Here is a 22744-nt window from a genome sequence, read left to right on the forward strand (position 1 = left end):
GCACATGATCGTCCGTGACGAGGCGGTTACGGAGCAGTATCCATCACGAAATGTGGGCCAGATCCCAGATCCCACTTCAAGTCGTCATAACCACAGGCCCGCCACCCGGCCAAGACGATCCCCGAACTGGTCGCCGACGGCCCCTCACAGGTGTTCTCCTGGGACATCACCAAGCTCAAGGGACCTCGCCCGTCCATCACCTACGACCTGTATGTGATGCTCGACATCTACAGCCGTTACGTGGTCGGCTGGCGGGTCGAGCACCGGGAAAGCGCCGAGTTGGCCGCTGACTTCATCGCCACCGCCATGGCCGGTAACGGTGGTCGGCCGCGCGTGGTGCATGCCGACCGCGGCACCTCGATGACGTCGGGCGACGTAGCCGCGCTGCTGGTCGAACTGCAGATCAGCCGCTCGCATTCGCGGCCGAAGACCTCCAACGACAACCCCTACTCGGAGGCGGCGTTCAAGACGCTGAAGTACTGCCCGGCTTTTCCCGAGCGGTTTGGGAGCATCGACGAGGCCCGCGCGTTCTGCGAGGCGTTCTTCACCTATTACAACCACGAGCATCGCCATTCGGGGATCGGACTGCACACCCCGGCCTCGGTGCACTTCGGCACCGCGGGGCAGATTCGCGCCCAGCGGGCCGAGACCCTGGAGGTCGCCTACCAGGCCAATCCTGGCCGGTTCCGCAGGAGACCGGTCCCACCCGCGATTCCCGCGAAAGCGTGGATCAACGACCCCGACAAACGGGAGAAACAGACACAGAACAGCTAAGGCAACCGTGTCTCACCGAGCTTGACAAGTTCCGGTGGGCGGCCGAGGAGATTTCAGGAGTGCCTGGAGGGACCCAGCTGCCCAGGGCGCTGGGGTTGATCCCGAACTCGCGCGCCACGGATGCAACCGTCCGCTCGCCCTCCAGCACCATGTGGATGGCTTCTTCCTTGAGCTCGGGTGAGAACTGCCTGCGACGCCTTGTCACGCACCGACCTCTTCCAGGCTTCTGTCGGCTTATGTAGCCGACTGTCAGGAATCTGCTGGGCGCCTCAACCAGAGCAGCATCGATCTGGCCCCGGGATCCGGTTCCATGATCCAAAACACATGCCTTAGCTGACATGATTTTCGGCACCCGCAGGCCATCGTCCTTGATGTGGTACCCGGGGCTCACAGCCCAACCGATATCCGCACCGGAAGTGGATTCCGGGAACCTCAGATACAGTCTCTAATATGCCGCTTGCAGAATATCAGAGACCCATCAAGAAGCAGCTGCTGCGTTCTGCTGCGTATGACCTCCTGCGAGACGCCATCATCCGAGGTGAACTCGAGCCTGGAGAAGTGATCAAGGATAGCGACCTCGCGGCGCACATAGGTCTGAGTCGCACCCCTGTCCGTGAGGCGCTGACGCGCCTTGCGGAGATCGGCTTGGTCGAGTTCAAGAGTGGCGTCTACACGCGGGTGTCACGGATCAACCGGCGTGACATCGACGCGACGTTGACTGTGTTGCGCGCCCTCGACCAGATCGCGGTGCTCGAGGCCGTGCCTCGGCTACGCCCTGAGGATCTCGACGAGATGCGCGAGGCAAACGAGCGTTTCAGGCTGGCTGTGCGGGACAAGGACATCGATCTGGCGCTTCTGGCCGACGACGAACTTCACTCCGTGCTCATCGAAGCCTCCGGTAATCCGGTGGTCAAGCGGCTGATCGAGGAATTGCACCCCGCGATTCACAGGGTCCTGTACCGCAAGTTCTCCAACCTGCTCGGAGGCAGGGACACGGTCGACCACCACAAGCAGCTCATCGAGCTGTGCGCTAGTGGCCAGGCCGAAGCCGCGGCCGAATGTTCGGCCGCGCACTGGTCTCTGCTCAGCACCATGATCGGCGAGCTCTTCGACACGGACGCGCTGGACACCGACGAGGCGTAGCTCGACAGTCGCGGCACCGTCGGCGCGGCGAATCGTTCGTTCCTTGAGGGGTGAGGGAACAACCGGTTCGTCTGCGGATCTCGCGACAGGACACGAGGTCACCAGCCGTGCTCTCACTTCGAGGCGCCACCGCTGTGGAGCTGGGCACAAGGACTTGTCTCCTCTCCGTGGGGGGGCAGTTTTCGGTGGGCGCCTCGACCATCACCCTGGCGATAGGCTCTCGCGGACTGTCTGCTCTTCTCTTCTTCCCTGACCGTTCCCCTGGCCTGCGAGCGGAGACGGCGGCTGGGTCAACGCTTCCGGCCGCAGGATGCGGGCGAGATCCTCAGTGGAAGCCAGCCCGCGTTCGACCACAAGCTCAATGAGAGGCCGCCCGGTGCTCAGGGACTCTCGGGCCATAGCGGTGGCCGACCCGTAGCCGATGTGCGGGGTCAGAGCGGTTGCCAGTCCGATGGATGTCTCCACACTGCGGCGAAGGCGTTGGGCGTCGGCGGTCACGCCGTCGACGCACCGCCGAGACAAGACAGTGCACGCCGTGGCGAGGTGGCGGAGGGATAAGAAGAGGCTGTGCGCGATGACCGGTTCGAAGGCGTTCAGTTGAAGCTGCCCCGCCTCGGCGGCGAGGGTGACGGTGGCGTCGTTCCCGATGACGGCGAAGGCCACTTGATTGACAACCTCGGGAATGACCGGGTTCACCTTGCCGGGCATGATGCTGGAGCCGGCCTGGACGGCGGGGAGAGCGATCTCCGCCAGTCCGGCGTGCGGTCCCGAGGACAACAGCCGCAGGTCGTTGCAGATCTTGGACAGCGTGACCGCGGTCCGCTTGAGAACTCCTGAGAATTCGACGAACACCCCGGTGTCGGAGGTGGCCCGGATCAAGTCGGGGGCGGTGACCACCGGGATGTCGGTGATCTGGCTGAGTCGAATGCAGGCCAGGAGTGGGTAGTCCGGCGGAGCGTTCAGGCCGGTGCCGATAGCGGTGCCGCCGAGGTTGATCTCTGTGAGCTGTGTGGCGACTTCACCCAGGCGTCGCTCGTCCTGCGCGACCATGGCGGCGAAGGCGGCGAACTCCTGTCCCAAGGTCATGGGCACGGCTTCCTGTAGCTGGGTGCGTCCGATCTTGACGATGTCGGTGAATTCCACCGACTTGGCGACGAAGGCGTGGCTGAGTTCAGCCAGAGCGGCGCGCAACGGCTGGGTGGCCCGGTGCAGGCCGAGGCGCAGGGCGGTGGGATAGACGTCGTTGGTGCTCTGACTCTTGTTGACATCATCCAAGGGGTGTATGTGCTCGTAGGAGCCGCGAGAGTGGCCCAGGAGTTCCAAGGCCCGGTTGGCGATCACCTCGTTGGTGTTCATGTTGGTCGAGGTTCCCGCACCTCCCTGGAAGACATCGACGACGAAGTGCTCGTGCAGCCGGCCGGCACGGATTTCGTCACAGGCGCGGACGATCGCCTCGCAGGCGGCTCCGGGGAGCAGTCCGAGATCGTTGTTGGCCTCTGCCGCGGCCTGCTTGACGCAGGCCAGTGCCCAGATCAGCTCAGGGTAGGTCGACAGGGGGGTGCCGCTGATGGGGAAGTTCTCCACGGCACGCAGGGTGTGAATGCCGTAGTAGGCGTCGGCGGGGACGTGGCGTTCGCCGAGCAGGTCGTGTTCCTGCCGGGTGGGCATCGGGTGAGTGCCGGCGGCCGATTCGCCGGCCACCTTCGCTGAACGGTCCATGCCCGTTCCTTCCTTGGGGGTGGTTTTCGCTCTTGACAGCGCCAAAGCCCTGGTCTCACAGTATTGCGCAGTACGTAGGATGCAGAATATTGGAAAGGAGGGTGTGATGGCTAGGGATCCACGAGTGTCATGAGCGGCATGCAGAGCACGACTGTCGGCGCCAACCTGGTGGTCGGTGTTCTAGGTGGAATGGGGCCGGCCGCGACTGCGGACTTTCACACCAAACTCGTGCGGGCCACACCCGCCCATACGGATCAGCAGCATCTTCCGCTGATTATCTGGTCGGACCCGACCGTGCCCGACCGGAGCGCCGCCCTATTGAACATGGGACCCGACCCCACGCCTTGGCTCATGCGCGGAGCGCGCGCGCTCAAAGCGGCCGGAGCGGGCATCATCGCCGTACCCTGCAACACCGCTCACGCCTTTCTCGCCCATGTGGAGCGCGAAACCGGCGTAGGCATCGTCCACATGATCGACGAAACCGTCCAGCACATCGCCACCGTGAACCCCGACATCCGGGGCGTCGGCCTGCTGGCCACGACCGGCACGATCCGAGCCCACCTCTACCAGGACTGGCTCGAACGCGCCGGATATTCGGTGCTGCTCCCTACTGCCCAGGAGCAGGAAGCCGTCGTCATGCGCGTGATCCGTTCAGTGAAGGCGGGACACCACGATCTGGACCTCATCCGCCAACTTCACGCGCTGAGTGAGAGCCTGGCCAGTCGCGGAGCGCAGATTCTCATTGCCGGCTGCACCGAACTCCCGCTCGTCCTGGGAGAGGACGATATCCCTTTGCCGGTTGTCGACCCCGGCCAGATCCTGGCGCATGCCGTCGTCCGCGCCGCTTACCGCCCTGGCGTAGTTCCCGACACCGCCTGAGCGCAATCGCGCAGCAACGGGCCCCAAGGGCGGTCCGCCCGCGAAGGCCGACCGGGCCGTCAGCGAACTCCGACGCGGAAGCGGCCTGCCTGCTCTGAAGCCATGCGCGGAAACATCCCCGACAACCGGTTTCCTTCAGCTCCCGATACGACCGCGGCCGCGCCGCGCCCGAGGAGCGGTGAACCTCCCAAAGCATCAGCCGAACACCAGTAGCGGAGACGAATATGACCAATCAATCTCAACCTGTACCCATGCCCGACGCTGTGACCGGGACCCAAGGGAGCCTTCGCGCGCGCCACACGTCGATGCTCGCCATCGGTGGCATCATCGGCGCCGGCCTGTTCGTGGGGTCCGGTTCGGTCATCCACTCGGCCGGAGCGCTCGCCGTCGCCGCCTACGCGATCGGCGGGATCATACTGCTCCTGATGATGCGCATGCTCGCCGAGATGGCAGCAGTACGGCCCACGCTGGGCTCGTTCTCCGAATACGCGCGGCTGGCTTTCGGACGCTGGGCCGGCTTCTCCATCGGATGGACGTACTGGTACTTCTGGATCGTCGTCGTGGCCTTCGAAGCCGTCGCCGGTGCCGAGATCATCAGTCATGTGGTTCCCAGCGTTCCACTGTGGATCATCTCAGCTGTGATCATGGCGGTGATGACGGCGGTGAACCTGTTGTCGGTCCGCGCGTTCGGCGAGGCCGAGTTCTGGTTCGCCTCGATCAAGGTCATCGCCATCATCGTGTTCCTGGCCCTGGGCGTGCTCGGCCTCCTGGACCTGCTCCCGTCCCAACAGATACACGGCATCGCGTTGAGAACCGACAGCATCGCGCCATCCGGGCTCGCCGGACTCCTCAGCGCTCTGGTCGTCGTGGTCTTCTCGTACTTCGGGGCCGAGATCGTCACGATCGCCGCTGCGGAGGCTGAGAATCCCGTCCAGACCGTCGTGCGCGCGAGCAAGGCCGTCGTGTGGCGGGTGATCATCTTCTACGTCGGTACGATATCCCTCATCGTTCTGCTTCTTCCCTGGAAGGACACCCCGTCCGACGCGAGCCCATTCGTCGCCTTGCTGCAGAAGCTCGGCATTCCCGGGGCCTCGGTCGCGATGCAAGCAATCATCCTCGTGTCCGTGCTTTCCGTACTGAATGCCGGTATCTACACCTCCTCGCGCATGCTCTGCGCCCTCACCGCACAAGGCGAAGCCCCCCGGATGTTCTCGAAGCGGACCCGGAGGGGGACTCCCGCCCGCGCCATCCTGCTCGCGACATTGGTCGGTTGGCTGGCGGTGGGCATGGCCTACGTCGCGCCGGACACGGTCTTCTCCTTCCTTCTCAACGCCGCCGGCAGCGTCGCCCTGGTGATTTACTTCGTCATCGCCGCCTCCCAGCTCCGTCTGCGGCGAGTCCTCGACCGAGCCGGCGAGCATCTTCCCGTGCGGATGTGGGCCTACCCCTACCTGACCTGGGTGACCTTGCTGCTGCTCAGTGGCATCGTGGCCACCATGCTCGCCCTGCCGGCCACGCGTAGCCAGCTCGTCATCGGTCTGATCGCCCCTGTCGCGTTCGTCGTCGTCTACTTCATCCGCGGCGCCCTGCGCATGGTCCGAGGACGCGCGAGCGACCTTCTGCCCTTGAAGTAGGTCGCATCCCAAGATGCCGACCGACCCACTCGTGTCGGCGCCGCTTGGAGCGGGCCACCAACCGCGAGGGTGAACGATGGCCCGGGCGGGTGTGCGGGGGACCGACGCGGTCGGCTCGGAGGGAACGCCGATCCACCTGATCACGTCCCCGATGGCGAGACCGACGGCATCTCGGGCGCGGCCCGTGCCGAGGTGAAATCTTGTCCTAGGACGCAGCATGCAGTATATTGGAAAATATTGAGGCTAACGGGACTCACATCCCCAGCCTCATGAAGGCCGTCGTCGGCATCCTGCGAAGATCGACCTTGCAGCGGTGGCGAAGGACTCAAAATCGAGGTTTGCCGCGTCTCTCGAGGCGCCACTCACCTTGGCAACCAACTCCAGAAAGCGGGACGTCGGCTGACGACCGGTCGTGGTGACAGGCGGGCGGACCTCGCCTCACGACCGGCTCCGCCTCGGGGGCGCGGCCGGACAGCAGGCTTCGCGGTGGTAACAGGCCGCTTCGAGCTCGAAGTCCAGTGCCCTCACTCGTCCCGATCGACGCCAGTGTCTCGGCCGGCTTCGCTCGAGTCCGATGGATCATCCAAAGCACGTTGACGAGCTGGCACCTACCGGGCTTCGCGGACGATGCGGTCCCCGTCGCCACGGAGCTGCCGGCGAACGTGTACGGGCAGGTGCCCGTGAAGCGATGCATTCTGGCCATGGCCTTGAACGAAGGCCGCATCCGCATCGACGTCCTCAACTTCAACCGACCCAACCTGAACACCGGGCTCAGCACGACCCTTGCGACAAGGACCGAAAGAAAGAACTCCTGAGATGACCATCAGAACTCCCCTGACCACAGCACTCGGTACCCAGGCCCCCATCATCGCCGCACCGTTGGGGCGGGGTTCCAGCCCACAGTTCGTCGCCGCCGTCGCAGACGCCGGGGCCTTCGGTTTCGTCGGGCTGATGCACGTGCCGGAAACTCAGGTTGCACAGCAGTTGGAAACCTATAACCGCACGGTCGGGGCCGGGAGGTTCGGAGTCAACCTGACGCTCATCCGCGACCAGCATCGAAGGCTCGATGCGGCTCTGGAAGCGGGAGTACGGGTCGTCTCCCTCTGGTACGGGGACCCCACCTCCTATGTCGCAGCGGCGAAAGCCGCGAACGCGACCGTGTTCTGGACCGTCGGCACAGCCGAAGACGCGGCTCGCGCCACCGACCTCGGAGTGGACTTCGTCGTCTGCCAGGGACGGGAAGCGGGAGGGCACCTGGTGGGCGCCGCCGGGCAGATGTCCCTGCTCCCCAACGTCGTGGATGCCGCGGAGAGAGTCCCCGTTGTGGCAGCCGGCGGAATCGCCGACGGCCGCGGCCTCGCCGCAGCACTCAGTCTCGGGGCAGTGGGCGTGTGGATGGGCACGCGCTTCGTCGCCAGTAACGAAAGTGCGAGCCACACCGGCTACAAGGGCCGCCTCGTCCATGCGGAACCCAGTGACCTGGTCGAGACGCGGCTCTTCGATGGAGGCTGGCCAGACTCGCCGCACCGCGTCATCCGCAACTCCACGGTCACCGAGTGGGAAGATGCCGGACGCCCCCTGCCGGGCAGCCGCCCCCATGAGGGCGAACCTATCGGCCGCTACCCGGACGGTCGCCCCTTCCTGCGATACACCGACGCATCCCCTTGGGACTCTTTCGATGGCGATTGGGAAGCCGGCCCCCACTACGCCGGCGAAAGCGTCCAACTCGTTCGAGACATCGACTCGGTCCGCAACATCGTCGACGACGCCGTACGCGACGCCGAGCAAGCCCTCCGACGCGCGATTTCGATGAGCGACCCCGAGCAGGTGGGCTGAACCGTGACTCAAAACTTCCAGGCAAAGCGCCACGATGGGAAACCCATGACCAGTGGTTACTGGAGCGAACTGTTCATCGGCGGGCGATGGGTCGCCCACGCCGACTCCGGCAAGAAATTCGACGTCACGGATCCAGCCACCGGAACCACAATCTCCTCCCTCCCGGACGGTGGAAGGGAGGAGATGCGCCAAGCCGTGGAAGCCGCGGCCGACGCGCAGTCCGAATGGGCGCACACCACCGCCGACCACAGGGCCGAGATCCTGCGGGCCGCAGCGAGACTCATGCTCGAACGCATCGAACACCTCGCAACCACCATCACACTGGAACAAGGCAAGCCCCTCGCCGAGGCACGTGGCGAAATCCGCTACTCGGCGTCCTTTCTCGAATGGTTCGCCGAGGAAGGACGGAGGGTCTACGGCAGGACGATTCCCTCAAGTGACCCGGCAAAGCGCCTGCTAGTCCTCAAGACCCCCATCGGGGTGTCATCCGCCATCACGCCATGGAACTTTCCCAGCGCGATGATCACACGCAAGGTCGGCCCCGCCCTGGCCGCCGGCTGCTGCATGGTCGTCAAGCCCTCCGAACTCACTCCCCTTTCCGCCCTGGAGTTGGCCGGCGTCTTCGAGGAAGTCGGCCTTCCGACGGGCGTGCTGTCCATTGTCGCGGGCCTCGACGCGGCCGCGATCATCGAGCCGGTGATGTCAGACCCGCGTGTACGCAAACTCTCATTCACCGGATCGACCGCAGTCGGCAAGAAACTGATGTCGGCGGCGGTCGGCACGATGAAGCGGCTCTCCCTCGAACTCGGCGGACATGCCCCGTTCATCGTCTTCGACGACGCGGACTTGGACGCCGCAGTCGACGCCGCCGTGGCATCGAAGATGCGCAACATGGGCCAGACATGCGTAGCTGCGAACCGGTTCTATATCCAGCGGGGAATCTCCGACGAATTCGGACGGCGGCTGGCAGAGCGCATGAACTCCCTGACCGTGGGCTACGGCCTGCAGGAGGGCGTCGATGTCGGGCCGCTCGTGTCGAGCTCAGCCCTGAGGAAAGTGGAAACCCACGTGGCCGATGCCCGCTCCAAAGGAGCGGCGCTGCTCACCGGCGGACGACGCCTGGCTGTTGAGTCCGGCGCGCGCGCAGACGCCAGCAACTTCTTCGCCCCCACAGTCTTGTCCCAGGTTGATGAGCGCATGCAAATCACGCAAGAGGAAACATTCGGCCCAGTCGCCGCTCTCCTCACCTTCGATTCGGAAGATGAGGTAGTATCCCGCGCCAACAATACGCCGTATGGACTCGCGGCCTACTACTTCACCCGAGACGTGGGGCGCGTGCTCCGCCTGGCCGAGCAACTCCAGTACGGAATACTCGGGGCCAACGACGGGATGCCGTCGACGGCGCAAGCGCCATTCGGCGGAATCAAGGAGTCCGGGTACGGCCGCGAAGGTGGAGCAGAAGGCATCTCGGAGTACCTCGACACGAAGTTCGTATCGCTCGGCTCCGTCACCAGATCACGGTAGGAACTTCGAATTCATCGAGAGCTGCTACAACCTGCGCAGTAATCTCGGCTACCGCAGTCCCGCCGACTATGAGGTCACCCTCTTGGCCTGGCCACCACACCAACGGTGTCCGTCAAGGCGGAACAAGCTCAAGAACGAGTTCCACTGTTTACTGGACGACCCGATGGTGGCCGATGATCGATCCGATGAGTACGGCGACGTTCCTCGCCGTGCTCGGCAGCACCTCTCTGCTCGCGGTCGCCGCGCGCTGGTTCCGGCCGTCTCCCGAGCTGCCCACCCTGGAGGACTGGGCGCTGGCGCACCGCCAGTTCGGCACCCCGACGACGTGGTTCCTGCTCGGCGGGACGATCTACACGGCCTACACGTTCGCCGCCGTACCGGGCCTGGTGTACGGCACGGGCGCGCTCGGGTTCTTCGCCCTGCAGTACACCGTGATCATGTGCCCGCTGGCGTTCGTGCTGCTGCCCCGGCTCTGGTCGGTGGCACGCCGGCACGGGTACATCACCCCCGCCGACTTCGTCCGGGGACACTACGGCTCCCCCGCCCTCGCACTGGTCGTCGCGGCGACCGGGGTGCTGGCGACCATGCCCTACATCGCGCTGCAACTGGTGGGCATCCGTTCGATCCTGTCCGCCGTCGGGCTGTACCCGAGGGGGGTGCTCGGCGACCTCGCGCTGGTCGCCGTGTTCGCGGTCCTCGCCGTGTCGACCTACCGGCACGGGCTGCGCGCGCCGGCGATCATCTCGCTGATGAAGGGCGCGGCCGTCTTCTGCTCGATCCTGGCCGTCTCCTTCCTCGTCCTCGACCGGTTCGGCGGACCCGGGCCGATGTTCGACAGCGCGGAGCGCGCGCTGTCCGGCGGGGAGACGACCCAGGCGTCGTTGACGCTCGATCCGAGCCAGTTCCCGGTCTACGCCACCCTGGCTCTCGGATCGGCCCTTGCCCTGCTGATGTACCCCCACGTGCTGACGTCCGCCTTCGCCGCGTCCGGCCCGGACACGCTGCGCCGCGCGGTGGTGGCGCTGCCCCTGTGGACGGCGGTGCTCGGGCTGTTCGCCATGCTCGGCGTCGCGGCGCTCGCGGCCGGCATCCCGGCCCCGTCCACCGGCGCGGAGACCGCCGTCCCCCTGCTCGTCAAGGATCTGATGCCCGCCGCCCTCACCGGTCTGGTCTTCGGGGCTCTCGCCGTGGGCGCGCTCGTACCGGCGGCGGTCATGTCGATCGCGGTGGCGACCTCGTTCGTCCGCAACATCTACGTCGAGTACTTCCATCCGACCGCCACACCCAAGCACCAGACACGGATCGCCCAGATGGTCTCGCTCAGCACCAAGGTCGGGGCGGTCGTCTTCGTGTTCGGACTGCGCAACCAGGACGCCATCAATCTTCAACTGCTGGGCGGCGTCTGGATCCTGCAGACCTTCCCCGCCGTGGCCCTCGGCGTGTTCACCCGCCGCCTGCACCCCCGGGCGTTACTGGTCGGGTGGATGAGCGGCATGGCCGCGGGCACCCTCCTGGTGGTGCACAGCGGATTCTCCTCGCTGGTGCCCCTGGGCGTGGGCGGCCAGGAGGTGCAGGCGTACGCCGCGGTGGTCGCCATGACACTGAATCTCGCCGTCGTCGTGACGTTGACCCCGCTCTTCAACCGAGTGGGCAGATCGCACGTTCCGAAGTCGAACTCTCCGGTCCCCATACCCCCCGAAGCGGAGACGATCACATGACCGGAATCCGGCCACCCGCACCATTACCGACGTTCGTCGAATCCGGCTCCGTATCGGTTGACATGCCGCCCCCGGCACGGACCGGCGGGCCGTCCGCCGATGGACCGCCGGTACCCGGCCCGCCGGACACCGGACGTGAGGCCGCGCTGACCCAGCTGTTCGAGACGCACTACACCGGCCTGCTCCGGCTGGCCGTGCTGCTCGGCGCCGACGACGCGGAGGACATCGTCGCCGAGGCGTTCTGTCAGCTGCACCGCCGCTGGAACCGGCTACGCTCGGCCGAGGCCGCCCTGCCGTACCTGCGCTCGGTGGTCTGCAACCTGACCCGCATGAGACTTCGCCACCTGCAGGTCATCCGCAAACACACGGATTGGACCACGGACCTGGAACGGTCGGCTGAGAGCGTCGCCCTGCTCCACGACGACCAGAAGGCGCTCACCGGCACCGGCTCCCGGTCGGTCGCCATTCCCGGCCACCGTTGCGAAACGCCCCTACCAGCTCCTTCTTCTTGGTGTCGATGCTGATCACCGGCTGTCCGGCGGCGCGATACGCGCGGACCTGCTCGTTGAGATAGCGGAACTGAGCATCGCGGTCGGGGTGCTGGGCGCCCTCCAGGGTCTTGGCGTTGGCCTGCAGGCTGAACCCCTCGGCGCGCAGCAGGGCGGCGACGGTGTCGGCGCTGACGCGATGGCCCTGCTTGGTGAGTTCGGCGGCCAGCTTGCGGGTGGACTTGGTCGTCCACCGCAGCGGCGAGGCCGGGTCCCCGCGTTCGGCCGGCTCCACCAGCGCCAACAGCGCCGGACGCAACCCCGGATCGGTCTCGGTCAGCCGCTTGCGACCGCCGCCGGGACGCCGCACCCGGCCCAGCGGCGCCTGTCCGGCCGCCAACTCGGCCACGCCCTGCGACACGGTGGCCTCCCGCACACCCACGGCCCGGGCCACTGCCCGGATCCCGCCATGCCCCAAGGCGCGAGCCTCGGCGCCCATCAGCAACCGCCGCTGCCGCTCATCCAGATACGGAAAGATCTCACCGAACTTCGCCGCCAGCATCTCCTGCGTCTCCACCGCGATGCCCATACCCGGACATCGCATCTCGACACGAGCACGAACACTACGGGTTATTCATCGGCGAGCCCTTAGCCTGGCCGCGCCCCCGGCTGTCACGGTGTCTGTGTCCCGCTGAACGGCGTTCACTGACATCCGGTGACGAACCGCTGCGAGAAATCAGACATCCGCCGGTCTTGACCTGCGGGTTCGCCACTTCATCTAATAACTCCCGTGGATACCCCGGCCTTCAGGCCGGGGAGGAAACGGGAGCGGGAAGGCGCTCTAGCGTCTGAGCGTGCCTGGACCCGCACGACCCACCCCACCCAACACTTAACTGATCTTGCAGTAGGGTGTGAAACATGGCGCAGATCGTGAAGCGGGCATTCAAGTTCCGCTTCTACCCGACGGACGAGCAGGCAGCGGAGCTGTCTCGCACGTTCGGCTGCGCCCGCCTCGTCTACAACAAAGCCCTCGAACACCGCATCCGCGCCTACACCCAGGAAGGCCGCCGCGTCTCCTACGTGGAGTCCTCGGCCGCGCTCACCGCGTGGAAGAAGACCGAGGACCTCGCGTTCCTGTCCGAGGTGTCCTCGGTCCCGCTCCAGCAGGCGCTTCGCCACCTGCAGGCCGCGTTCTCCAACTTCTTCGCCAAACGCGCGAAGTACCCCACGTTCAAGTCCCGTAAGAAGTCCCGGGCGAGCGCCGAGTACACCCGTAGCGCCTTCCGATGGAAGGACGGCCGGATCACCCTCGCGAAGATGAACGGGCCACTGGACATCGTGTGGTCGCGTCCGCTGCCCGAGGGGGCCGAGCCGTCCACGGTGACCGTGTCGAGGGACGCGGCCGGGCGCTGGTTCGTGTCCCTGCTGGTCGAGGAGCGCATCACCCCGCTCCCCCCGGCCGCGAGTACGGTTGGGGTGGACGCGGGCCTCACCGCCCTGGTCACCCTCTCCACCGGGGAGAAGATCGTCAACCCCGGGCACGAGCGGGCCGACCGCAGGCGCCTGGCCAAGGCTCAGCGCAGCCTCGCCCGCACGGAGAAGGGGTCGAACAACCGGCGGAAGGCGAAACTCAAGGTCGCCCGCGTCCATGCCCGGATCGGTGATCGGCGCCGTGATCACCTGCACAAGGTCACCACTCGTCTCGTCCGTGAGAACCAAACGGTCGTGATCGAGGACCTCACCGTGCGCAACATGGTGAGGAACCACAGCCTGGCCCGCGCGATCTCGGATGCGAGCTGGCGTCAGATGCGGTCCATGCTGGAGTACAAGGCCGCCTGGTACGGGCGGGAACTCCTCGTCGTGGACCGCTGGTTCCCCTCCTCCAGGCTGTGCTCGGCGTGCGGGGCGATCCAGCGGTCCATGCCATTGGGCGTCCGGGACTGGGTGTGTGCCTGCGGCGCCGCCCATGACCGGGACGTCAACGCCGCGAAGAACATCCTCGCCGCCGGGCTGGCGGAGAGGTGAAACGCCTGTGGAGCCGGTGTAAGACCTCAAAGGGGATTTCTCCTGGCGGGCGACTGGCGGTGAAGCAGGAACCCTCACGGGCGACCGTGGGAATCCCCCTCGTTTACGAGGGGGAGGATGTCAAGTCAGTAGGAATCGTCACTACATGTCAGGTAGAGGTCAGTGAGGCTTTTGATCATTGCCCTAAACGATCTTCTTTAGAATCTAAAACAGTCTCTGAGCTGGGCATTGACACGAAGTGACGATTTTGTGCTGACACTTTTGTGACGACTCCCACAATCTGAGGTATCTCGGGGTTGAGGAACCGATGGACAGCCGTTGGCGCTGAGAGTGATCATGGGTGGACCGTTCGCTTTGTAACGGGTTGATCGCTGTGAGTTGATTGAGGGCGGACTGGGCCTACTTTGCTGACATGCCCGCGGAATTTCTGTCCGAGCAGCAGAGGGCGGCCTACGCCTCGTTTGCCGAGGTGCCCTCGCTGTCGGACTTGGAGAAGTTCTTCTTCCTGGATGCCTTCGATCGGAATGTGATCGCCCAGTCGAGGGCCGATTCGCACCGGATGGGCGTTGCCGTCCAGATCGGGACCGTCCGGTACGGGGTCCGAGGACCCTACTCGCCGGTAGTAACGCTAAGGATCGAACCGCTGGCCGGGGGGTTGAATGGTGCCGGACCGGGGTTGGTTGATCTCGGTTTGGGTGTACTGATCAATAGTGGCTTACCGCACCCGTACGGTCACGAATTGTGGCCTTTGGGTATCTGTCGGAAGGGCAGACCCGCCGGTACGGGGCGTTCGTGGCGGATCCCACGCCGGAGGAGCTGGAGCGGTTCTTCTTCCTGGACGAGGCCGCGCTGGAGATCGCACGGACGAAGCGCCGACGCCACAACCGCCTCGGCTGGGCGGTGCAGTGGGGGACGGTCCGCATGCTGGGGACGTTCCTGGAGGACCCCCTCGATGTGCCGCAGGTAGTAGTCGACTACGCCGCTGAGCAGGTGAGGGTGGAGGACCCGTCGTGCATCAAGCAGTACGCCGAGCGGGTGCCGACACAGTGTGAGCACGCGCGGGAGATCCGGGATCTGCTGGAGTTTCGGGATTTCTCCGAGGCGGAGGAAGAGATCACGGCGTTCATCGCTTCCCGGGTCGCCAAGACGCGCGATCTACGGCCGCTTCCGGGTCTGGCGAGACGCCGATGTCTTCACCGCCCTGCTGGAAGGCCTGATCGCCGAGGCCGCCCGCCAGGAAGAGACGGACTTGTCCCTGGTCAGCGTGGATTCCACGACAGCCCGCGCCCACCACGACGCCGCCGGGATGCACATCGACAAGGAGGTCCTGGACGCCCTGGAGGAAGCCGCGCGACAGCAAGAGCAGGCCCGGGAAAAGGGGGCGGCCAGGACGACGGAAACGACCCCGAGCGGGAAGAACGACGACGCATTCGGCGTCGGCGCAAACTTCGGTTGAAAGCTGCCCTGCTCGGACGATCGAGGGGCGGACAGACCAGCAAGGTCCACCTCGCCGCTGACCGCAAGTGCCGCCCGCTGTCGATCGTCTTGACCGCGGGACAGGCCGCCGACAGCCCGCAGTTCATCGCCGTGCTCAAGAAGGTGCGGGTCCGCCTGCCCGTCGGCCGTCCCCGCACCCGGCCCGACGCGGTCGCCGGCGACAAGGCCTACTCGTCCCGCGCCAATCGCGCCTACCTGCGGAAACGCCACATCAAGGCGGTCATCCCGGAAAAGAAGGACCAGGCCGCCAACCGGAAGAAGAAGGGCAGCAGGGGCGGCCGGCCCGTCAGCCACGACGCTGATCTTTATAAGGAGCGGAACACTGTCGAGCGCCTGATCAACAAGCTGAAGGCCTGGCGGGGTATTGCCACCCGTTACGACAAGACGCCCGGGAGCTATCTCGCCGGCCTCCATCTGCGCGCCTCGATGATCTGGATCGACGACCTCCTGCCGACGACTGATTGATCACAACATCACACAGGCCCTAGTGGACTCCCAGGCCAAAATCGGCATCACCGCCGACTGGGGCGGCGGCCTGGTCGCCTCCACCGACGGGCTGCGGTTCGTGGTCCCGGTCCGCTCCCTGTACGCACGCCCCTCACCCTTGTATTTCGGGGTGGGCAAGAGGCCACGCGGCACCACGTGGCTGAACACCGTCTCGGACAAGATGATGGGGCTGGGCGGCCTTCTCGTGCCCGGCACCATGCGGGACTCGATGTACATCCTGGATGCCATCCACCGCCTGGACGCCACCGAACACCCCGACATCATCACCACCGACCAGGGCAGCTACAGCGACATCGTCTACGGCATGTTCGCCATCTGCGGCTACCAGTTCGCGCCCCGCCACGCCGACATCACCGACACCCAGCTGTGGTGGATCGACACCGCGATGCTGGAGGGCGACATCACCCGCGATCATCGCGCCAGCAACGGCTGGGGCGCCTTCAACGCGCTGTCGCTGCGGCGCGTGTCGCTGCCCGCGATCGTCGCCGAGTGGGACGACATGATGCGGGTGGCCGGATCGCTGGCCACCAACCGGGTCCGCGCCTACGACCTGATCAAGATGATGACCGCCGGTGGCCGGCTGACCAGCCTGGGCAATGCCTTCGCCCACTACGGCCGCATCTTCAAGACGTTGCAGTGCGCCACGAAGCGCTGTTCTGTTCGGACGGAGGTGAAAGACCGCCGTCGCTTTGCCGTCGTAGCGGCGAGGCGAAAGTTGGAGGCAGCCTGATCCGGGGGTCGCCGGGGAGGGTGGGAGCAGCCTCGACAAAGTCGGGTCGGTCCAGGACTGCCGGATGGGCCGGGCCCGGTGAACGAGAGGGGAAGGTATACGCGAGGAACCGGTGTCGTTAAGCCTCTTCAATTTGAACCAGCTCCAATCCGGCGGATATGGGCTGGGTGGCGGTGCGCATCCGCTCGGAAGGGCGGAGAACTTCTGGCCGGATATTGCATGTCTGGGCTGGGAGGCCACGGTGAAGGACTACGGCGTAGCCGTGGCGAGGCCGCAGGGGCAGAGCCGGGTGCCTAACCCCACAACCGAACAGCAGTGAACGTGGGAACCGTCCGCGTACGTTCCCCATCTGCCGATCAAGTTACATCGCTGGGCGGGAGAGGACTCCTCCCGCCGCTTCGGCGACCTGTTCAACCTCGTCTATGACCCGGCGTTTCTGGTGCACGCGTGGGAGCGTGTCGCATCCAATGCCGGGGCGAAGACGCCGGGGATCGACAGGGTCACGGCGACCTATATCGAGACCCGGATCGGGGTGGAGGTGTTCCTGGACGGCATTCGAAACGCGTTGAAGTCGGGCGAGTTCGAACCGGTCGAAGTGCGGCAGGTGATGATCCCCAAGTCAAGCGGCAAGCTCCGCAAGCTGGGAATCCCCACGGCCGCCGACCGCGTCGTCCAGGCCAGCCTCAAGGCGGTGCTCGAACCCATCTACGAAGCGGACTTTCTGCCGTCGTCGTATGGGTTTCGTCCCAACCGGCGAGCACACGACGCCATTTCCGAGATCCATTTCCTCGCATCCAACCCCCGGAACTATCAATGGGTGCTGGAGGCGGACATCACGGCGTGTTTCGACGAGATCGATCACACGGCGCTGATGAGCCGAGTTCGGGGCCGGATCAAGGACAAGCGGGTGTGTGCGCTGGTGAGGGCGTTCCTCAAGTCCGGGGTCATGACGGCCTTCGGCGAAGCGGAAGACACCTTGGCTGGAACACCCCAGGGCGGGATCCTCTCCCCGCTGCTGGCCAACATCGCCCTGTCGGCGCTGGATGAATATTTCGACCGGCAATGGCGGGAGATGATGAGCACCGACAAGCGGCGGCGCACGCGCAAGAGAAAAGGTCTGGGCAACTGGAGGATAGTCCGCTACGCGGACGATTGTGCGCCACGAACGCTGATGGAGGTTGCGATGTAGAAGATCGCTGACTTTCGGAAGCGGTGCTGTTCCGGTGATGGAGGTAGGCCCTCCGGAATCGCCCTGCAGGGGGAGGTTCCAAACCACCGCAAGCTGCTGCGGTTAAAAGCCGTGGTGGTGAGCGTTGCGGAAAAGGCGTCGTAAGAGGCGTCAGGTATGAACCGAGAAGGCGAACGTGAGTGAACCACTGATGAAACGTCGAAAGCGTATCGACGACATCGAAACCGGGGTCCAGTTGTTGCCCCGGGACGAATCTGGCGGGTGCCTGCTTATTGGCCAGATGGTGTCCGGCGTAAAGGTGGCGCGAGCTCGGTTCAGGCACCGGCATGGAACGTGGGAACCTGCCGCCCTGGCGGTGTCGGGCGCGTGTTGGAGCGCTCGGCCGAAGGGAGCACCCCAAGCAGCGGAAACTGCAAGGGGCCGAGTACCGGTGCGGGGCGCAGGGACGGACCGGCTCGTAGTAGCGAAGATGCCCGGTAACGCGGGCGGAGCGAAGGGGCCGGGTTGCCCGGGTTCGCTTGGTGGTCAACCGGCAGGACCGGGAGGAGCCAGGTGAGTGAGCCAAAGCAGCAGGACAGGCCGTTTCGGATCGATAAATGGAAGGTCTGGGAAGCGTTTCAGAGAGTGAAGGCCAACAAAGGGGCGGCGGGCGTCGACGAGCAGTCGATCGGGGAGTTCGAGCAGGACCGGGACCGGAATCTCTACAAGATCTGGAATCGGCTCTCCTCGGGTTCGTATTTCCCGCCGCCGGTGAAAGCGGTGGAGATCCCCAAAGCGGGAGGAAAAGGGGTTCGGGTCCTAGGCGTGCCGACCATCGCCGACCGGGTCGCCCAAACCGTGGTCAGGATGTATCTGGAGCCGAAGGTCGAGCCGATCTTCCATCCGGACTCCTACGGCTATCGGCCGGGCAAATCCGCGCTGGATGCGGTCGGAACGTGTCGCCAGCGGTGCTGGCGTGCGAACTGGGTGATCGATCTGGACATCCGGGCGTTCTTCGACACCGTGTCCTGGGACCTCATGCTCAAGGCGGTCGCCCACCACATCTCACCGGACCAGAGGTGGATCCTGCTGTATGTGGAGCGGTGGCTGAAAGCCCCGCTGCAGCGGCGGGACGGCACGCTGGTCTCCCGGGATCGCGGGACCCCACAGGGTTCGGCGATCTCACCGTTGCTCGCCAACCTGTTCATGCATTACGCGTTCGATGCCTGGATGGTCCGGGAGTTCCCGGCCATCGCGTTCGAGCGGTACTGCGATGACGTGGTGGTGCACTGCGGCAGCGAACGCCAGGCCCGCTTCGTGCGGGACGCGATCTCTGATCGCCTGGCGCGGGTCGGTCTGGAGTTACATCCGGATAAGACACGCATCGTCTACTGCAAGGACGCGGACCGCAAAGGCTCGGCTGAGCACACCCGGTTCACGTTCCTGGGGTATGAGTTCGGGCCCAGGCTGGCCAAGAACAAGTACGGCAAGCACTTCGTGTCGTTCTTGCCCGCGGTCAGCACCGAGGCGATGAAGGCGATGGGCGCTGAGATCCGCTCTTGGCACATGGCCCGGCGCAGTGACAAGTCTCTGGACGACCTTGCTCTGATGTTCAACAGCATCGTGCAGGGGTGGATCAACTATTACGGGCGCTTCTACAAGTCTCGGTTGCTCTACTTCCTCCGGCGGCTCAACAACCACTTGGTGCGGTGGGCCGGCCGGAAGTACAAACGGCTCAAACGCCGAGAACGGCAGGCGATGGCATGGCTGGCCGAGATCGCCCGGCGATCTCCACGGCTGTTCGCGCACTGGCGGCTCGGCGCACGTCCCGACGGCTGGGCAATGGGAGCCGGATGAGTCGAGAGGTTCACGTCCGGTTCTGAGAGAGCCGGAGGGTGAAATTCCCTCCGGCTACTCACCTCGTCCTGATGGTGTCGGGTGAACGACGCCAGGCCGAGGCGCTGCGCGAGGAGGTGGCAGGTGTGCTGGCCCCGTTGGGGCTGCGCCTGTCGCCGGAGAAAACCCGTGTCGTTCACATCGACGAGGGCTTCGACTTCCTCGGCTTCACCATCCGCAGGCAGCGGAAGAGAGGAACACAGAAGTACTTCATCTACACCAAGCCGTCCAAGAAGGCGATTCAGTCGATCAAGGACAAGGTGAGAGGGAAAGTGAACAGGTCAACCCTGCATCTGGACCTGGACAAGCTGTTGACCAGCCTTAACAGGATGATGCGGGGCTGGGCGAACTACTTCAGATACGGAGTGTCGAAACAGGTGTTCCACGCGGTGGATCAGCAGGCATGGCATCGCCTCGCCAAGTGGATTCACCACAAGCACTCCCGGCTCAGTTGGAGTGAACTGCGCCGCCGGTTCTGCCGACCGGGGACCTGGACGATCGCCCATAACGGGGTCGAGTTCACCGGCGCATCCAGCGTCAAGGTGACCCGCTACCGCTATCGCGGGAGCACCATCCCGACCCCGTGGACTCCGAGGCCGGCAGCTGCCGCGATCGGTGGCTGACCAGCGGGAAAGGCACGTGGAGCGCCCGATGCCGAGAGACTGGCACGTCGGGTGCGGCGGGCGGGCCGGGGAAACGGATCAGCCGAGAGGTTGACACCGCGTCCCAGTCCGACCCGACCATCCTCGCCTACATCGACGTGGACGAGACCTACCGCCGCGACATCAAGCACATCCGCAACCTCCAGGAGAACCGCCACTCCCTCGCCCGCAAGATCTGCCACGGCAAGAAGGGCGAGCTGCACCACCGGTACGAACGCGGCCTGGAGAACCAACTCGGAGCCCTCGGCCTGGTTTTGAACTGCGCGACTCTGTGGACGACCGTCTACCTAGACGCCGCCGTCCGCCAGCTCAAAGTCCAGGGCTACCCGGTGCGGGAGGAGGACATGGCCCGGCTCTCGCCGTTCGTCCACTCCCACCTCGGCGTCCACGGCACCTACACCTTCGCCCTGCCCGACCTGGCCCCGGCGCCATCCGCGACCTGCGCGACCCCGACGCCTCCGAAGACGACGAGATCTGACCAGCGCGGTGAAGCAGAGGGTGGCAACGTGAGAGCCATGACGGATACCCCGGACTCAGCACCAGCGACCTACGAGGACCTGATGCGCCAGACCCGCCGGATCTACCAGGAGCTGGAGCGGTACCACGGGATCACCCGGCGGCAACTCAAGGAGGAACGGAAGACCGTCGAAGCCGCGATCTACGTCGCGCTGGACACCGACGACGAGTCCGGCCAGGTGGTCGGACAGGCCGCCTTGGACGCCGCCCAGCAGATACGGGCGCGATGGATCCCGGCATCGGACAACCTTCAGTAGCCCACGGCCAGCATCACTGGTCGTTCATCTAACGACCGTTTGACGAACACGACCGGGAAACCCCTCCTCGCCGGGGCCCGGTGCGGCGTGTCCGGTTCCGGTGTTCATTTTTCCGTTCATCTTCACCTTGCGCCCTGCTGCCGTTCGGATTCATCTCGCGAGACGTTTGATGAACGGAGGGCGGTCCCGTGGCGCTCATCGGCCTGGTGTGGGTCAGTACCGACAAGCAGAAGACCCAGCGGCAGCACGACGCCCTCGGCCCGATCTGCTGGAAGGTCTTCGAGGAGAAGACCAGCGGCAAGCTCGCCACCGCCGACCGGCCCGACCTCTTGGCCGCCCTGTCCTACATTCGCGAAGGGACCTGCTCGCGGTCCAGGAGGTCGACCGGCTCGGCCGCAACCTCCTGGAAGGGCTCATCGTCCTCAACGACCTGTTCCAGCAGGGCATCGGCGTGAAGGTCCTGGAGGGCATCGGGGCCGGAGAGCACACCGAGCGCTCCTTCATCCTCGACCTGGCCCTCGCGCTGGCCGAGGACCGGCGCCGCGACATCGTCAAGAAGACCCTCAACGGCCTGGAGGCCGCCCGCCGCCAGGGCGAGCTCGGCGGGCGCCGCCCCGTCGTCGACGACGACAAACGCGCCGCCATCCTCGACCGCCACCGCCGCGGCGAATCCATCCGCACCATCGCCGCCGGAGTGAAGGTCTCCATCGGCGTCGTCCACAAGACGATCGCCGAAGCCCGACCGCTCGACCAGACGACCTGCCCCGCGGCTCGTCACCGAACCGATACCGCGGTCCTCGGCTTATCGCTACTGGCCGTTCCGATCCTCCTCGCGGGCCGGGCCCGGGCAGGCGCCTTGTGGCCCGGGCCCCTCTCCTGCGGGGTCCTGTCGGACGAAGACCCGCACCCGCCCTACCTACCCGGGCCGTTTGCTTGGCGGGGGCTGTGCCGGGTCAAAGGACGATCAAGACGCGGAGCGGCATGCGCGCCCCGCCAGGGCGGCGGCGCTAGCGTGCGGGCACTGCCGCGCACTCCCCTGACGGGCCCGCGGCAGGCCATGCTCTCCTTCCTCACGGCGGGAGGAGCCCGGGGGCCGCCTTCCAGCCTGTCCCGGGATGCCGAAGGGGCGGGCCGGGCCACGCATGCTCACACATCCGGCCCGGCCCGCCCCCGCTCGGCCGGGAGGCCCGGGCCGGACCCGCCCGGGAAACGACCCAGGCCCCCGCTGTACAGAGCCGGAAGGACGAAGAAGCAGCCGGCCCCACCACACACCCCTACCCGCACCGGCGTACCGGTGCGGCTCGGCCGCGGGGCTTGGCAAGGTGCGGGGAAACGCGGGGAGAACTCCCCGCCGGGCCGGGGCGCGGCGGCAGGGCCCGGAGCCGCGGGCCGGGCCAGGTGCCGACTCCGCTCGCGACCGGCCGAGCGGGGTGGCCCGTCCTCTGCGAGCGGTTTTCCGGATCCGGTCAGCGAGTTTTCTTCTTGACCGAGAAAGTGCCGTCTCGGACGGAACAGAAAATGACCTGGCCGGGTCGGCATGACGCGTGGAGGGAAACGGTGGAACGCGCCGCGACGCGCTCGGCGGCGGCGTCGAGCCCACACGAACGAATTCTGTGTGCGCCGCCCTTCCACTCCGTCGCTTTTGTGCGGTGCGGTGCGGTGAACTCGCCTGCACTGCCGGGAGAACGGGGGGTCCGACCAGTGGAGAAGCCGCGGAGAGAACGCACCGGAGCAATGGGTTCGGCGGTGATCGGGCGATTTGGCCGCTACC

At 65.8% G+C, this 22744-nt stretch carries 15 protein-coding genes and 7 pseudogenes; 19 read left to right on the forward strand and 3 right to left on the reverse strand.

Annotation, left to right across the window (positions count from 1 at the left end):
- Positions 1-93 precede the first annotated feature (93 nt).
- Positions 94-774: pseudogene (locus tag ACQP0P_RS25595) on the forward strand (transposase); the annotation flags it as partial.
- On the opposite strand, the gene ACQP0P_RS25600 reads toward ACQP0P_RS25595, so the two are convergent.
- Positions 731-1114 (reverse strand): transposase, encoded by a 384-nt coding sequence (locus ACQP0P_RS25600; protein WP_433382105.1) that lies wholly within the window; start codon positions 1112-1114, stop codon positions 731-733. The pseudogene ACQP0P_RS25595 and the gene ACQP0P_RS25600 sit on opposite strands and share 44 nt — an antisense overlap.
- A gap of 110 nt (positions 1115-1224) precedes the next feature.
- Between ACQP0P_RS25600 and ACQP0P_RS25605 the strand changes: the two genes are divergently transcribed.
- The gene (locus tag ACQP0P_RS25605) at positions 1225-1917 is read left to right on the forward strand and encodes a GntR family transcriptional regulator (protein ID WP_433359025.1); all 693 of its coding nucleotides are present in this window, start codon (positions 1225-1227) and stop codon (positions 1915-1917) included.
- A 201-nt stretch (positions 1918-2118) separates the two neighbouring features.
- Here ACQP0P_RS25605 and ACQP0P_RS25610 read toward each other — a convergent pair whose 3' ends face one another.
- The gene (locus ACQP0P_RS25610) at positions 2119-3636 is read right to left on the reverse strand and encodes an aspartate ammonia-lyase (protein WP_433359026.1); all 1518 of its coding nucleotides are present in this window, start codon (positions 3634-3636) and stop codon (positions 2119-2121) included.
- Positions 3637-3765: 129 nt separating this feature from the next.
- Here ACQP0P_RS25610 and ACQP0P_RS25615 point away from each other — a divergent pair, with 129 nt between their 5' ends.
- The 7 genes from ACQP0P_RS25615 (at position 3766) to ACQP0P_RS25645 (ending at position 11751) form a co-directional block, all read left to right on the forward strand.
- Complete coding sequence (locus tag ACQP0P_RS25615; RefSeq protein ID WP_433359027.1) at positions 3766-4515, forward strand: aspartate/glutamate racemase family protein; 750 nt, start codon at positions 3766-3768, stop codon at positions 4513-4515.
- A gap of 251 nt (positions 4516-4766) precedes the next feature.
- Positions 4767-6149, forward strand: a complete 1383-nt coding sequence (locus ACQP0P_RS25620; protein WP_433359028.1) for an amino acid permease — start codon at positions 4767-4769, stop codon at positions 6147-6149.
- Between the two features lie 593 nt (positions 6150-6742).
- Positions 6743-6964 carry a hypothetical protein gene (locus ACQP0P_RS25625; RefSeq protein WP_433359029.1) on the forward strand — a complete coding sequence of 74 codons (222 nt, stop codon included), beginning with the start codon at positions 6743-6745 and terminating at the stop codon, positions 6962-6964.
- Position 6965: 1 nt separating this feature from the next.
- Positions 6966-7985: an NAD(P)H-dependent flavin oxidoreductase gene (locus ACQP0P_RS25630; protein WP_433359030.1), complete on the forward strand. Its 1020-nt coding sequence runs from the start codon at positions 6966-6968 to the stop codon at positions 7983-7985.
- A 3-nt stretch (positions 7986-7988) separates the two neighbouring features.
- The gene (locus ACQP0P_RS25635) at positions 7989-9509 is read left to right on the forward strand and encodes an NAD-dependent succinate-semialdehyde dehydrogenase (protein WP_433359031.1); all 1521 of its coding nucleotides are present in this window, start codon (positions 7989-7991) and stop codon (positions 9507-9509) included.
- 185 nt (positions 9510-9694) lie between these two features.
- A complete protein-coding gene (locus ACQP0P_RS25640; protein ID WP_433359032.1) occupies positions 9695-11227 on the forward strand; it encodes a sodium:solute symporter family protein in 1533 nt (510 codons plus the stop codon).
- A gap of 62 nt (positions 11228-11289) precedes the next feature.
- On the forward strand, positions 11290-11751 hold the full coding sequence (locus ACQP0P_RS25645; RefSeq protein ID WP_433359033.1) for an RNA polymerase sigma factor: 462 nt from the start codon (positions 11290-11292) through the stop codon (positions 11749-11751).
- Here ACQP0P_RS25645 and ACQP0P_RS25650 read toward each other — a convergent pair.
- Positions 11666-12304 (reverse strand): annotated as a pseudogene (locus ACQP0P_RS25650) (ISAzo13 family transposase); the annotation flags it as partial. The gene ACQP0P_RS25645 and the pseudogene ACQP0P_RS25650 overlap by 86 nt on opposite strands.
- Before the next feature lie 329 nt (positions 12305-12633).
- Between ACQP0P_RS25650 and ACQP0P_RS25655 the strand changes: the two are divergent.
- The 10 genes and pseudogenes from ACQP0P_RS25655 to ACQP0P_RS25700 form a co-directional block, all read left to right on the forward strand.
- Positions 12634-13826, forward strand: a pseudogene (locus ACQP0P_RS25655) (RNA-guided endonuclease InsQ/TnpB family protein); the annotation flags it as partial.
- A gap of 326 nt (positions 13827-14152) precedes the next feature.
- Positions 14153-14335 (forward strand): annotated as a pseudogene (locus ACQP0P_RS25660) (DUF4158 domain-containing protein); the annotation flags it as partial.
- A 197-nt stretch (positions 14336-14532) separates the two neighbouring features.
- Positions 14533-14871 (forward strand): annotated as a pseudogene (locus ACQP0P_RS25665) (DUF4158 domain-containing protein); the annotation flags it as partial.
- Between the two features lie 19 nt (positions 14872-14890).
- A pseudogene (locus ACQP0P_RS25670) lies at positions 14891-15702 on the forward strand (IS5 family transposase); the annotation flags it as partial.
- Between the two features lie 22 nt (positions 15703-15724).
- Positions 15725-16474, forward strand: a complete 750-nt coding sequence (locus ACQP0P_RS25675) for a Tn3 family transposase (RefSeq protein ID WP_433359034.1) — start codon at positions 15725-15727, stop codon at positions 16472-16474.
- Between the two features lie 439 nt (positions 16475-16913).
- Entirely contained in the window at positions 16914-17663 is a 750-nt protein-coding gene (locus ACQP0P_RS25680) for a reverse transcriptase domain-containing protein (protein ID WP_433359035.1), read from the forward strand.
- Between the two features lie 624 nt (positions 17664-18287).
- Positions 18288-19499 carry a group II intron reverse transcriptase/maturase gene (gene ltrA, locus ACQP0P_RS25685; protein ID WP_433359036.1) on the forward strand — a complete coding sequence of 404 codons (1212 nt, stop codon included), beginning with the start codon at positions 18288-18290 and terminating at the stop codon, positions 19497-19499.
- Positions 19500-19537: 38 nt separating this feature from the next.
- Complete coding sequence (locus tag ACQP0P_RS25690; protein WP_433359037.1) at positions 19538-20161, forward strand: group II intron maturase-specific domain-containing protein; 624 nt, start codon at positions 19538-19540, stop codon at positions 20159-20161.
- A 137-nt stretch (positions 20162-20298) separates the two neighbouring features.
- On the forward strand, positions 20299-20973 hold the full coding sequence (locus ACQP0P_RS25695; RefSeq protein ID WP_433359038.1) for a Tn3 family transposase: 675 nt from the start codon (positions 20299-20301) through the stop codon (positions 20971-20973).
- Between the two features lie 206 nt (positions 20974-21179).
- A pseudogene (locus tag ACQP0P_RS25700) lies at positions 21180-22459 on the forward strand (recombinase family protein).
- The last annotated feature ends 285 nt before the right edge of the window (positions 22460-22744 follow it).

The organism is Streptosporangium sp. CA-115845 (genome assembly GCF_050943795.1).
Classification (GTDB): Bacteria; Actinomycetota; Actinomycetes; order Streptosporangiales; family Streptosporangiaceae; genus Streptosporangium.